13 protein-coding genes and 1 riboswitch are annotated in these 13,486 nt (G+C 49.5%); of the genes, 12 read left to right on the forward strand and 1 reads right to left on the reverse strand.

What is annotated here, in order from left to right:
• Nucleotides 1-150: 150 nt before the first annotated feature.
• The 9 genes from O4H49_RS15055 (at nucleotide 151) to O4H49_RS15095 (ending at nucleotide 9,700) form a co-directional block, all read left to right on the forward strand.
• Nucleotides 151-1,074: an N-acetylmuramic acid 6-phosphate etherase gene (locus O4H49_RS15055; RefSeq protein WP_269424256.1), complete on the forward strand. Its 924-nt coding sequence runs from the start codon at nucleotides 151-153 to the stop codon at nucleotides 1,072-1,074.
• Between the two features lie 42 nt (nucleotides 1,075-1,116).
• Nucleotides 1,117-2,388: an ABC transporter substrate-binding protein gene (locus tag O4H49_RS15060; RefSeq protein WP_269424257.1), complete on the forward strand. Its 1,272-nt coding sequence runs from the start codon at nucleotides 1,117-1,119 to the stop codon at nucleotides 2,386-2,388.
• 113 nt (nucleotides 2,389-2,501) lie between these two features.
• Nucleotides 2,502-3,434, forward strand: a complete 933-nt coding sequence (locus O4H49_RS15065) for a carbohydrate ABC transporter permease (RefSeq protein WP_269424258.1) — start codon at nucleotides 2,502-2,504, stop codon at nucleotides 3,432-3,434.
• Between the two features lie 9 nt (nucleotides 3,435-3,443).
• Nucleotides 3,444-4,277: a carbohydrate ABC transporter permease gene (locus O4H49_RS15070; RefSeq protein ID WP_269424259.1), complete on the forward strand. Its 834-nt coding sequence runs from the start codon at nucleotides 3,444-3,446 to the stop codon at nucleotides 4,275-4,277.
• 90 nt (nucleotides 4,278-4,367) lie between these two features.
• Entirely contained in the window at nucleotides 4,368-5,522 is a 1,155-nt protein-coding gene (locus tag O4H49_RS15075; RefSeq protein ID WP_269424260.1) for an ABC transporter ATP-binding protein, read from the forward strand.
• A 312-nt stretch (nucleotides 5,523-5,834) separates the two neighbouring features.
• On the forward strand, nucleotides 5,835-6,083 hold the full coding sequence (locus O4H49_RS15080; RefSeq protein WP_269424261.1) for a chaperone NapD: 249 nt from the start codon (nucleotides 5,835-5,837) through the stop codon (nucleotides 6,081-6,083).
• A 50-nt stretch (nucleotides 6,084-6,133) separates the two neighbouring features.
• Nucleotides 6,134-8,638: a nitrate reductase catalytic subunit NapA gene (gene napA / locus O4H49_RS15085; protein ID WP_269424262.1), complete on the forward strand. Its 2,505-nt coding sequence runs from the start codon at nucleotides 6,134-6,136 to the stop codon at nucleotides 8,636-8,638.
• Between the two features lies 1 nt (nucleotide 8,639).
• Nucleotides 8,640-9,092, forward strand: coding sequence for a nitrate reductase cytochrome c-type subunit (locus O4H49_RS15090; protein WP_269424263.1), 453 nt, complete (start codon nucleotides 8,640-8,642; stop codon nucleotides 9,090-9,092).
• Nucleotides 9,092-9,700, forward strand: a complete 609-nt coding sequence (locus tag O4H49_RS15095; RefSeq protein WP_269424264.1) for a NapC/NirT family cytochrome c — start codon at nucleotides 9,092-9,094, stop codon at nucleotides 9,698-9,700. Before O4H49_RS15090 ends, O4H49_RS15095 begins: the two co-directional genes overlap by 1 nt.
• 79 nt (nucleotides 9,701-9,779) lie before the next feature.
• On the opposite strand, the gene O4H49_RS15100 is transcribed toward O4H49_RS15095, so the two are convergent.
• Nucleotides 9,780-9,950, reverse strand: coding sequence for a periplasmic nitrate reductase, NapE protein (locus O4H49_RS15100; protein ID WP_269424265.1), 171 nt, complete (start codon nucleotides 9,948-9,950; stop codon nucleotides 9,780-9,782).
• A 217-nt stretch (nucleotides 9,951-10,167) separates the two neighbouring features.
• Nucleotides 10,168-10,280, forward strand: a riboswitch (TPP riboswitch).
• Between the two features lie 84 nt (nucleotides 10,281-10,364).
• Here O4H49_RS15100 and thiC point away from each other — a divergent pair.
• Genes thiC through thiS form a run of 3 tightly spaced genes read left to right on the forward strand, consistent with a single transcriptional unit; the run spans nucleotide 10,365 to nucleotide 13,481 of the window.
• Entirely contained in the window at nucleotides 10,365-12,254 is a 1,890-nt protein-coding gene (gene thiC / locus O4H49_RS15105) for a phosphomethylpyrimidine synthase ThiC (protein ID WP_269424266.1), read from the forward strand.
• The gene (locus tag O4H49_RS15110; protein ID WP_269424267.1) at nucleotides 12,244-13,299 is read left to right on the forward strand and encodes an FAD-dependent oxidoreductase; all 1,056 of its coding nucleotides are present in this window, start codon (nucleotides 12,244-12,246) and stop codon (nucleotides 13,297-13,299) included. Before thiC ends, O4H49_RS15110 begins: the two co-directional genes overlap by 11 nt.
• On the forward strand, nucleotides 13,284-13,481 hold the full coding sequence (gene thiS, locus O4H49_RS15115) for a sulfur carrier protein ThiS (RefSeq protein WP_269424268.1): 198 nt from the start codon (nucleotides 13,284-13,286) through the stop codon (nucleotides 13,479-13,481). Before O4H49_RS15110 ends, thiS begins: the two co-directional genes overlap by 16 nt.
• Nucleotides 13,482-13,486 lie beyond the last annotated feature (5 nt).

Genomic DNA, 13,486 nt, shown 5'->3' on the forward strand with positions numbered 1-13,486 from the left:
TTTGTGTAGTTAGGACGCTGTTATTTATTAGATAAATGCGGAAAATTTTGTTTGTCAGGGCGATATTTTTCCCTGAAATAAAGAAGCGGATATAAAAAACAGATTTAAAAGTGGTTTCTTTTTGGTATTGTTGTATTGTGAAGTGAAAATATGGAAAGCGATACCTTGTCCAATTCTGAAAAACACACAGAGCAAAAGAGTTCTCGTTACAGGGGGCTTGATAGCTGGTCAGACACAGAAGTGCTTGAGAGTCTGTGGGCTTCCCAGGCCAAAGCTCTGGCTTCGGTTCAGTCTGCTATACCTTTCCTTGAGCAGGCTGCGCTCGAGATCGTTGCGCGCCTGAAGCAAAGCGGGCGACTCTTCTATATCGGTGCAGGGGCTTCCGGGCATCTGGCGATACAGGACGGTTTGGAATTACATCCCACCTATGGATGGCCGTTAGAAAAAACCGTGCTTATGGTTGCCGGCGGAGCTGAAGCGCTTCTCTATTCTATGGGGGGAGTCGAGGATGACAGGTCACTTCCGGTCAAGGAGCTAAAGGAAAAAAACCTCAGTTCCGGAGATGTTGTGATCGCAGTCGCCGCCAGTGGCTCGACACCCTACACATTAGCTGCAGTTGAATATGCACAGAGCATTGGGGCACTCGTTGTTTCCATTGCTAACAACCCTGAGGCGCCCCTTTTCAGATTCTCCAACTACAAGGTCTTTCTGGGAACCGGCGCAGAAGTGGTTGCCGGATCAACACGGATGGCTGCCGGGACTGCACAAAAAATTGCGTTGAATATGCTTTCTACGCTGGTGATGACAAAGCTGGGGCATGTTCACGACGGGCTGATGGTTTCCATGACAATCAGCAATGAAAAGCTGATCAAAAGGGCTGTGTCTATGGTTCAGGAAATCACGGGTGTGACGGCCTTCATGGCAACACAAGCACTGTCGGAGGCTGAAAACAATATCAAGCTGGCATGCCTTATTGCGTTAGGGCACAGCAAGCAAAAGGCAGAACAGGTTCTTGGCCAAAACGGCTGGATCCTGCGTCAAGCCATAGAGACACTTGAAACACTAAAAAAATAACCGGGCTACACCCGGAATTATTATCTTAACTCGGAGGATAACATGATCAATAGAAAACTTATTTTGTGTAGCGGTGCTGCCGCTGTTGCCTTGGCAATTGCCGGGCTTTCTCCTGTCGCTTCGGCCCAGGCAGAAGAGCTTGTCATTGAAAGCTGGCGTAATGATGACATTGATATCTGGAACAAACAGATTATTCCTGCTTTCAACAAGTCTCATCCTGATGTTCAGGTGCGTTTCGCCCCTACCCCGCCTGCAGATTACAATGCCAGCCTGAATGCTAAACTTGCAGCGGGAACTGCAGGAGATCTGATTACTTGCCGCCCCTTTGATGTATCGCTTGATCTATACAATCAGGGGCATCTGACCAAGATTGACGCCATTGAAGGGATGGAGAACTTCTCGGACGTGGCCAAAAGTGCCTGGCAGACGGATGACGGATCAACCACCTTCTGTCTCCCCATGGCCTCGGTCATTCACGGCTTTATGTACAACAAAGAAGCCTTTAAGGAACTGGGGCTAGAGATACCCAAAACCATTCCCGAGTTTATGAAAGTCCTGGCTGCGATCAAAGACGAAGGCTCCTATGCTCCGATGTCTATGGGAACAGCGGATCAGTGGGAAGCTGCAACAATGGGCTTCCAGAATGTTGGACCAAACTTCTGGAATGGTGAAGAAGGTCGTAAAGCCCTGATTGCAGGAGAAGAAAAGCTGACCGACGCCCAGTATATCAAGGTGTTCGAGCATCTTGCTGAATGGGGACCGTATCTTGGTAAGGGCTATAAAGCGCAGTCCTATCCAGACAGTCAGAATCTTTTCAGCCTCGGCCGTGCAGCGATCTATCCTGCTGGCTCCTGGGATATTGCCACCTTCAACTCCCAGGCGGACTTTGAATTTGGAGCTTTCCCGCCGCCTGTTCCTGAAGGGCAGTCGACCTGTTATATCTCTGATCACACAGATATCGGCCTTGGTATCAATGCTGCTTCCAAAAACGTCAAGGCTGCGGAGACTTTCGTCAGCTGGATGACAACTGCAGAAGCGGGTGAACTGATGTCGAATGCTCTTCCCGGCTTCTTTGCTCTATCTAATCACAAGATCAACCTTACAGATCCGGTTGCAAAGGAATTCGTTGGCTGGAGAGATACCTGTGAATCAACCATCCGTAATTCCTATCAGATCCTTTCTCGTGGCACACCAAGTCTCGAGAATGATCTCTGGAATGTGTCTGTCGGGGTGATTAACGGAACGATGACAGCAACAGAAGCTGCAGAGAAAGCTCAGGCAGGTTTGTCGAGCTGGTATAAGCCACAACAATAAAGATACCTGGAACAAACGCCGATGCCCCGGGCATCGGCGTTTGTCTGTATTTGCTGTAAGGTGTCGTGTGTGAAAAACGATTACCTGCAAGTGTTACCGGAGTATGCGTCCTGATGGCCTCGCAAAGTAACAAGGGTAGCCCCTTTAAAACGCATCTATTTGTGTTTCTCCTGCCAGCAGTTCTGATCTACAGCGCATTTATGATTGTGCCTTTGATCGATACCCTGCGGCTCAGTTTCTATTCAATCGAGACAGATGGTACTGCCAGTTTTACCGGTTGGTCGAACTATGTGACGATTTTTACCGATGAGCGCTGGTCTGCCGACTTTGTCAATGCACTGAAAAACAACTTTCTGTTCTTTCTAATCCATATGCTGGTGCAAAACCCGATTGGAATTTTCCTTGCTGCGCTGCTGAGCTTGCCGCGCTTGAAACTCAAGAACACCTATAGAACCCTGATCTTTATGCCGACAATGCTATCGGTCGTCATTATCGGCTTTATCTGGCAGCTTATCCTCAGTCCTATCTGGGGCGTGGGGGATACATTGGTCGGTTTTATTGGTATCAGTGATGGTCTCCCACCTTTACTGGGAGAAGAATCAACTACGTTGTTGACCTTGTCACTGATATCGGTCTGGCAGTTTGTCGGTATTCCCATGATGCTCATTTACGCCGCGCTTCTGAATGTACCTGATGATCTGGTCGATGCCGCGATTGTTGATGGAGCGAATCAGTGGACAGCTTTCTGGCGGATCAAGCTTCCCTTGATTTTGCCAACTGTTGCAATGGTTTCCGTATTGACCTTCGTGGCAAACTTTAACGCGTTTGACCTGATTTACGCTGTGAAGGGTGCTTTGGCCGGACCAAATTTCTCCAGTGATATCATGGGCACCCTGTTTTATCGTACCTTCTTTGGTTTTCAGCTGCAGCCAGGAAACCCTTCTATGGGGGCGACAGTTGCCAGCCTTATGTTCCTGGTCATCCTTTGTGGAGTGATGATCTATCTTTATGCCATTCAACGGCGATTGCGCCGTTATCAGCTTTAGGAGGCCAGCATGAGAACCTCTCGTCGGTTCGGCCCCCTGGCCGTGCACGCACTGCTGATCAGCTACACCATTATCGCACTTTTCCCGATCTTGCTGATCATCTTTAATTCCTTCAAAAGCAGAAAGGCGATTTTCAAATCACCGCTGTCGTTACCTGATGCCAATACTTTTGATCTGGTTGGCTTTGAGAAGGTTTTGGGCAGTTCTTCTTTTGATGTTTACTTTCTCAACTCAATCTCTGTCACTGTTATGAGTTTGGCTTTTGTTCTGGTTCTTGGAGCAATGGCTGCCTGGGCCTTGGCTGAGTATGACTTTCCCGGCAGTGATTTTGTCGCGCTTTTTCTTGCCATCGGGATCATGATTCCGATCCGTCTGGGGAGTGTCAGCCTGCTCAAGATTATTGTTTCTCTTGGTTTGATCAATACCCTGACGGCTCTCGTTCTGGTCTACACGGCGCAGGGGTTGCCCCTGGCGATCTTTATTTTGCGGGAATTTATCGCCCAAATTCCAAATGATCTGAAGGAGGCCGCACGCTGTGACGGGGTTTCCGAGTATCGGATCTTCTGGTCGATTATTCTGCCGCTGATCCGCCCTGCCCTTGCCACCGTTGCTGTCTTCACCATGATCCCGGTCTGGAATGATCTCTGGTTCCCGTTGATCTTGGCACCAGGAGAAGACACCGCAACCGTTACCCTCGGCATACAGCAGTTTATCGGCCAGTATGTTACGGACTGGAATGCCGTTCTGGCGTCACTGACACTGGCAATTGTGCCGATCCTGGTTCTTTATCTGATTTTCTCGCGGCAACTGATCCGTGGTCTGACAGCGGGAGCCGTGAAATGATCTGTACAACAATCGGATGCCCTTGTGATCTGACAAGACTATTACTAACTGGCGGCCCTGCGCAGCTGTGCATTGGAAGAGGTAAAAGACATGGCTGATATCAAGCTGACAGATATCCGTAAGGCTTATGGAAAAAATGAAGTTCTGCGGGATATAAATATAGACATAAAAGATGGTGAGTTTGTTGTGTTTGTCGGGCCGTCCGGTTGTGGCAAGTCCACGCTTCTCAGGATGATTGCCGGGCTGGAAGACATCTCGGGCGGATCACTGCAAATTGCCGGAGAAACCGTAAACGATCTGACGCCATCCCAGCGTAAAATCGCCATGGTATTTCAGTCCTACGCACTCTATCCCCATATGACTGTCTACCAAAATATGGCTTTTGGTCTGACACTTGGTAAAAAAGGCCCTCTTGGCGGGTTGCTGGGAGGGGGAGAAAATAAAAAGATCATCGAAGAGAAGGTCCAGAAAGCTGCTGTGAGCCTCAAGCTGGAGCAGTTGCTCAAGAGATACCCAAGAGAGTTGTCTGGCGGGCAGCGTCAACGGGTTGCCATCGGGCGTGCCATCGTTCGTGATCCCAACGTCTTCCTGTTTGATGAACCTCTGAGTAACCTTGATGCAGCCTTGCGGGTAAATACCCGTCTGGAAATCGCCAAGTTGCATCAGGATCTGCAGGCGACCATTATCTATGTAACCCACGATCAGGTTGAGGCGATGACCCTGGCGGACAAGATCGTCGTGCTGAACGACGGTCATGTTGCCCAATATGGTACCCCGCTTGAATTATATCACCATCCTGCCAACAAGTTTGTTGCGGGATTTATCGGTTCACCTGCCATGAACTTTGTTTCCGGTACGGTTGTCGGAAAGCAGGAAAAAGCTCTCGAGATAACACTGGATCAAAACAAAACAACGGTACAAGTTCCTGTCATGCCCGGAAAAACGGAAGCCGGAGACGTTGTTACGCTGGGTATCCGTCCCGAACATATGTCAGAAAACCAAAACGGAGATTTTACAATTTCCAGTCGGGTCTTGGCTGTGGAGAGGCTTGGAGATGCCAGTTATCTCTATCTGGAAAATAAAAACCACGCGCACATTTGCGTAAAGGTAGACGGGCATTCTGCCACCCGAACAGGTGATCAGGTATTGGCAACCGCCCCGCTTGAGGCTCTTCACGTTTTTGATGCTGGAGGACAGGCTTTGCAAAGATCAAAAATCAGCCAGAAGCACAGTGCTTCCGCCTGATTCCATACGATTAAATTACTTTTTATACCGCGTCCTGAAACCCCGGCATTCTTTTGCCGGGGTTTCTTGCTTTTTCCCGATTTTACGGCCGGAAACAGTCTGGAAACAACCGGGGAATCCCTAGGAAAAAACCGGGAAATAACTTCGTATCTTGATCCATATCAATGCCGAAGGTCCGGGTCAGGTTATAGTTCATCTATGAAGGTGGATTAAAACCACCAACAATAAACGAGAGATGAAATCATAAAGCCGGATTTGTTTTCCAACGGATAACGTTGAAAGAGCATCAGTCGGCAGGGGAATGCCTAGATAATGAACGATGAGACAGATCTTTTTATCTCCAGCCACATCGCACGGATATCACCGGATAATTTCGAGAAGGTGCTAGCGGACATACTAAAGCACCCTTTCGCCGATGTACCCCTTGTTGATGACAAGGGCAAAGTTGTCATTCTGATTGACGCTCCGACAAGTCGGGATGCCGTCTCGACGATTGACAGTATCAGGACGACAGAAGGGGTTTATTCGTTTTCACCCGTCTATCAGCACGAAGAAGCATGAACCGGAACGTCAGGTTCGATTTAACCGGTAAAACTCAAGGACATCATGTGATGAAGTTAACAAGACGTGATTATATCAAGGCCAATGCCATTGCCGTTGCTGCAGGCGTTGCTGGCATGACAAGCAAGGTATCTGCGACCAATCTGGTGACGGATAGCTCCAAAACAGAACTCAAGTGGTCCAAAGCTCCCTGTCGGTTCTGTGGAACAGGTTGTAGCGTCATGGTTGGAACCAAGGAAGGTCGCGTTGTTGCGACACATGGCGATGTCAAAGCTGAAGTCAACCGGGGCTTGAACTGCGTTAAAGGGTATTTCCTTTCCAAGATCATGTACGGCAAGGATCGCCTGACCACGCCGCTTCTTCGTATGAAAGATGGAAAGTATGCCAAGGATGGTGAATTCACGCCTGTGTCCTGGGATGTTGCCATGGATATTATGGCAGAAAAATTTAAAGCGGCGGTGAAAGAAAACGGCCCGACATCTATCGGGATGTTCGGATCCGGACAGTGGACTGTCTGGGAAGGTTACGCAGCTTCCAAATTGCTGAAAGCCGGTTTTGGCTCTAACAACATTGATCCCAATGCCCGACACTGTATGGCCTCTGCTGTTGGCGGCTTTATGCGGACTTTCGGCATTGATGAGCCGATGGGGTGTTATGATGATATTGAGGCCACTGATGCTTTTGTACTCTGGGGCTCAAATATGGCGGAAATGCACCCGATACTCTGGACCAGAGTGACGGATCGCCGCCTCAGCGCGCCCAACACAAAGGTTGCAGTTCTGTCGACATTTGAGCATCGCTGTTTTGATCTTGCCGACATTCCCATGGTTTTCACCCCACAAACTGATCTGGCGATCCTGAATTTCATTGCCAACTACATCATACAGAACGACAAGGTAAATCATGACTTTGTCTCTAAACATGTAAACTTCCGCCGGGGTAATGATGATATCGGGTACGGTCTGAGACCTGAACATGAACTGGAGAAAAAAGCCAAGAATGCCGGTGAAGCTGGCGGTTCCAGTGAAATGAATTTTGAAGAATTCAAGGCGTTTGTTGCCGATTATACCCTTGAGAAGGTTTCAAAACTCTCTGGCGTACCGGAAAACCGTCTGGTTGAATTGGCTGAACTCTACGCCGATCCTGATCGCAAGGTCGTGTCCTTCTGGACCATGGGCTTTAATCAGCATACACGTGGCGTATGGTGTAACAACCTGATCTATAATATCCACCTTCTGGTTGGAAAGATATCAACACCGGGCAATTCTCCCTTCTCCTTGACAGGCCAGCCTTCAGCCTGTGGTACCGCCCGTGAAGTCGGCACCTTCTCTCACAGACTGCCTGCGGATATGGTTGTTACCAATCCAGAGCATCGGGCCTATGCCGAGAAGATCTGGAAAATTCCGGCCGGGATTATCCCAGAGAAACCCGGTTATCACGCTGTGTTGCAAAACCGCATGCTCAAAGACGGAAAGCTCAATGCCTATTGGGTGATGTGTAACAACAACATGCAGGCTGCTCCTAACCTCAATGAAGAAGGCTATCCAGGCTATCGCAACCCGAAAAACTTTATCGTTGTGTCGGATCCTTACCCGACTGTAACCGCTGAAGCGGCTGATCTGATCCTTCCCACAGCCATGTGGGTGGAAAAGGAAGGGGCCTATGGCAACGCTGAGCGCCGCACCCAGTTCTGGCACCAGCTGGTTACGGCTCCTGGCGAAGCAAAATCAGATCTCTGGCAGTTGATGGAATTCTCCAAACGCATCACCACGGATGATGTCTGGCCGGCAGAGGTGTTGTCTGAGAACCCGGAATACAAGGGTAAAACTCTATTCGAAGTACTTTACGCCAACGGCAATGTGGAAAAATATCCACTGTCAGAGATCCATCCCGATTATGAAAATATAGAGTCCAAACATTTTGGCTTTTATGTTCAGAAAGGTCTGTTTGAAGAATATGCCGAGTTCGGTCGAGGCCATGGTCATGATCTGGCGCCATTCGAGGTTTATCACCAGGAACGTGGTCTGAGATGGCCTGTCGTCAACGGGCAGGAAACCCGCTGGCGTTTCAAAGAGGGATCAGACCCTTACGCAAAACCGGGAAGCGATTTTGATTTCTATGGCAAACCTGACGGACGGGCGGTGATTTTTGCCCTTCCCTATGAACCCCCAGCTGAGAGCCCTGACGAGGAATTCGATCTCTGGCTTTCAACCGGACGCGTGCTGGAGCACTGGCACTCTGGCTCCATGACCCAGCGTGTTCCTGAACTTTATAAAGCTTTCCCTGATTCTGTTGCCTTTATGCATCCTGATGATGCTGCTGCTCGTGGGCTGCGTCGCGGACAGGAAATCAAGGTCATCTCCCGCCGGGGTGAAATGGTTACCCGTGTCGAAACGCGGGGCAGGAACAAACCTCCGAAGGGGCTTATTTTTGTTCCCTGGTTTGATGCCAGCCAGTTGATCAACAAGGTTACACTGGATGCAACTGATCCGATTTCCAAACAAACCGACTTTAAGAAATGTGCTGTCAAAGTGATCGCCACGGGGAGAGCGTAAAATGAAACGCATTCTTATCAATATAACAACAGCACTTGGTCTTGTGTTCTATGCAACAAGTGCGCTTTCGGATGGCACAGCAACCTTGCGTCAGGGAACTCCTATTACATCTGAAGCCGAAGCACCTCCAATCACAAAGGAGGAAAATACAGATGTGAAGCGGGTAAGAAACTATCCGGAACAGCCGCCGACTATCCCGCATCAAGTCAGGGATTACCAGATCACGCTGAACGCAAACAAATGTCTTTCCTGTCACGCCCGGACCCGTACAGGGGAATCCCAGGCGCCAATGGTGAGTGTAACGCATTATATGGACCGGGATAATCAGGTGTTGGCAACGGTTTCACCACGTCGATATTTCTGTAACCAGTGTCACGTTACCCAGGTATCTGCACGCCCACTGGTCGAAAATGAGTTCATTGACGTGGAAGACCTGATCAAGGGTGAACAATAATGGCGCCTTTCAAAAAAATCTTCTGTCTGATCGCGGGGCTCTGGTCTCGGGCCAATCGTCCTGCGAAGCATCTTTCAATCGGGTTTCTGACGATTGGGGGATTTGTCGCCGGGGTGATGTTCTGGGGTGGTTTCAACACCGCGTTGGAAGTGACCAATACTGAAGAGTTTTGTGTCAGCTGTCATGAAATGGGGGATAACGTTTTTGCAGAGTTGAAAACGACGATCCATTACAGCAACCGTTCAGGGGTTCGGGCCAGTTGTCCTGACTGTCATGTTCCGCATAACTGGACCGACAAGATTGCCCGGAAAACCCAGGCATCCAAAGAAGTCTGGGGCAAGCTTTTTGGCACCATCGACACTCGGGAGAAGTTTCAGGCCGAGCGCCGCCGCTTGGCGGGGCATGAATGGGATCGTCTCAAAGCCAACAACTCGCTGGAGTGCCGCAACTGTCACTCTGTTGAATCCATGGATATTACCGTCCAGAGCCCTCGGGCCGCCACGGCACACCAGACATTCCTTTTTACAGGTGAGAAGACCTGTATTGATTGTCACAAGGGGATCGCGCATCACCTGCCAGACATGACTGGTGTTGAAGGCTGGGAATAGGACTTAACATCCAGATAAGGCGATAAAAAAGGGAGGTCATTGATTTGACCTCCCTTTTTGTTTGATACAGTGTTGAAAATCAGTTGGTAGGTGGACCGGCAATAAAGATCTGGTACATCCAGATACTGAAACCATAGGCCCCGACCAGTGCAATCGTCAGCACAGGGATTAGTACTGCTGCGAGAAACAGGAAAAGACTGACTTCCCGCCCTTTGCTTGGTTCTGTTGAAGTCACATCAAGATTTTGCACAAATTTGCCCTCAAGTCCTGGAGTGATGCTTTAGAAATACTTCTATACAAGTATCCATCATAAAGCAGTCCGGGCAAAACACATTGACATAAATCAATGTTCCCTAGGCATCATTGGATAATTTCCTGCGATCATCTTTGGATTGGGATCAACTCTGAAATTAAATCGGCTTCAGATAACCCTGCGCTTGAAACCATTCCGGGCCTGTTCTATAAACAGACTATCCAAGGGGTGTCCTCAGAAGAGGGCTGAGATTGTGCTGTTACTGCACGGGACTCTTTGAACCTGATCCGGGTCATGCCGGCGAAGGGATAGGAACCGCAGCAGATAGTAGTACAATAAGTACGACTACTTTCTGGTCACCTCCCCATAGCGCCCCGGATCTCCTGACTATTAAATGGGAGATCTTTTATCGTGTCTGAAACAAACAATATAAACATAAAACCAAGATCCCGCGTTACGACCGGGGCTCTTCCTGCATCTCAAAAAATCTATACATCCCCGGATGATGCGCCCCATCTTCGGGTTCCCTTTCGCGCGGTAAGAACAGCTGATCCACAGAACCAGCTAATCCGAATTTATGATACCTCTGGCCCCTATACAGATCCGGAGGTGCATATAGATATAGACCAGGGATTACCTGGATTGCGTAAGGACTGGATCACAGCACGGGCTGTTGAAGCCTATCAGGGACGACAGATAAAACCCGAGGATAACGGTACTGTTAATCCTGCCCAGTTGGCACAGGCATTCGCTCGAACTGTTGCTCCCTTGCGCGGAACGGGCAAAGCTCCCCTCACCCAGTATGAGATGGCCTGTGCAGGTATTATCAGCGAGGAAATGATCTATGTAGCTGAGCGGGAAAATCTTGGCCGTAAACAGCAGTTTGAACAGGCTCAGCAATCTCTGGAGGGGGGAGAAAATTTTGGAGCCTCGTTGCCAGCTTTTGTCACACCGGAATTTGTTCGCAGCGAGATTGCCCGTGGCCGGGCAATTATTCCGGCAAATATCAATCACCCTGAACTGGAGCCCATGATTATCGGGCGAAATTTTCTGGTCAAGATTAACGCCAATATCGGTAATTCTGCAGTTACCTCCTCAATTGAAGAGGAAATTGACAAGATGGTCTGGGCCATTCGCTGGGGGGCTGATACCGTTATGGACCTTTCAACCGGACGGAATATTCACCACACAAGAGAATGGATTATCCGCAACAGCCCTGTCCCGATTGGGACAGTGCCGATGTACCAGGCACTGGAAAAGGTTAATGGTATTGCCGAAAAACTGGATTGGGAAGTTTTCAGAGATACCCTGATCGAGCAATGTGAACAGGGCGTAGATTATTTCACGATCCACGCTGGCGTTCGCCTTGCCTATATTCATCTGACCGCAGATCGAGTGACCGGAATCGTGTCGCGGGGGGGATCGATCATGGCCAAATGGTGTCTCCATCATCACAAGGAAAGCTTTCTTTACGAACATTTCGGTGACATCTGCGATATTATGCGCCGTTATGATGTCTCCTTCTCGTTGGGGGATGGTCTGCGCCCGGGATCTATTGCAGATGCAAATGACAAGGCTCAATTTTCCGAACTGGAAACGATCGGAGAGTTAACCAGAGTTGCGTGGAGCAAGGGGTGTCAGGTAATCAACGAAGGTCCGGGGCATGTTCCTCTGCACAAGATCAAGGAGAACATGGACAAGCAGCTCAGGGAGTGTGGTGAGGCCCCCTTCTATACGCTTGGGCCGTTAACGACCGATATCGCACCCGGGTATGACCATATTACTTCCGGCATTGGGGCGGCGATGATCGGCTGGTACGGTACCGCAATGCTTTGTTATGTCACCCCTAAAGAGCATCTGGGGTTGCCGAACCGGGATGATGTAAAGACCGGGGTTATTACCTACAAAATAGCTGCCCATGCTGCTGATCTGGCCAAGGGGCATCCCATAGCCCAGATCCAGGATGATGCTATTTCCCGTGCCCGTTTCGATTTTCGCTGGGAAGACCAGTTCAATCTTTCCCTGGATCCGGAAACTGCCCGGTCTTTCCATGACGAAACACTTCCCAAGGAGGCCCATAAGCTTGCACATTTCTGTTCGATGTGCGGTCCCAAATTCTGTTCAATGAAAATCTCGCAAGAGGTCAGGGATTATGCAAGCAGGCTAAATGATAAAACCCAGGGAATGGCCCAGATGAGCGACAGGTTTCAGGAACTGGGCAATGAACTTTATGTTTCTTCGAATACACTGAAAAAAAACAAAGCAGAACTTCAGGTCGGGAGCCCAGACAATGCGGATTGAAATCATTGGCTCCGGCGTTGTTGGGTTGTCCTGTGCAGCCGTTTTTGCTGAACTCGGTCATGACGTAACTATTATTTCACAGAGTAAGGGACCGGATGACAGCTGTTGTTCCTGGTGGGCTGGAGGCATGCTGGCGCCCTGGTGTGAAATGGAAAGCGCCGAACCGTTGATTGGGGAGCTGGGAGTGGAAAGCATGGAGTTCTGGTCCCGCTTTTCTTCTGGGCACTATATCCAGCGGGGCACTCTGGTCGTTGCCCCTGCCCGGGATTTGCCGGATCTGAAGCGTTTTGGCAGAAGGACCGAGAATTGGAAAAAGGTCTCGGCAGAAGAGATTTCAGAACTTGAGCCTGCCCTGGCTGGCCGCTTCCAAAGTGGATTGTTCTATCCTTCGGAAGCCCACTTTGATCCACGCAAGATCTTACAAGCGCTTGAAGACTTTCTCAGGAATAAAGCCGTACATTTCCAATACAACAGATCGCTTGAAGACGCAGATCTTCAAACCCCGACAGAAGCTGATTTTAGAATTGACTGCCGGGGACTGGCTGCCCAAAAAGAATTGCCGGACCTAAGGGGGGTAAAGGGCGAAATGGTGCTGATTCAAAGTGATGAGATTCAGCTTAACAGACCAATACGTTTGCTCCATCCCCGTATACCGCTTTATGTGGTTCCCCGGGATAACGGGGTTTTTATGATCGGGGCAACAATGATAGAAAACGAAGAACGGTCGCGGGCTTCGGTTCGATCCATACTTGAACTTTTGTCCGCGGCCTATGCCTTGCATCCAGGATTTGGTGAAGCTGAAATTCTGGAAATAGGTGTGGATGCCAGACCTGCTTTTCCGGATAATCTTCCTGCAATTATTCAAGCTGGCAGCACCATTTACGTAAATGGCATGTATCGTCACGGCTATCTGGCAGCCCCGGCGGTAGCTGCTCTGACTGCAGATTTGATAATGCAGGGGTATCCTTCCGTCCGGGAAGACAGGAAATCCTTAATTTCTATTGGCCATAACTCGCGAGGACCGCAAAGATGCGCATCAGTTTGAACGGACAGGAATTGGAGACGGCAGCAGAAAACCTGGCTGATCTTTTGAACGAGCAAGGATATGGTTCTGCCCGTGTCGCCACAGCCTTGAATGGTGAGTTGGCGCCAGCAAGCTGTCGAAAAGAGATGTTGATAAGTCAGGGTGACGCCATTGAAATTGTTGCCCCGATGCAAGGGGGGTAACACAG

The sequence above is a fragment of the Kiloniella laminariae genome (assembly GCF_027214005.1).
In the GTDB taxonomy this organism is placed as follows: domain Bacteria; phylum Pseudomonadota; class Alphaproteobacteria; order Kiloniellales; family Kiloniellaceae; genus Kiloniella; species Kiloniella laminariae_A.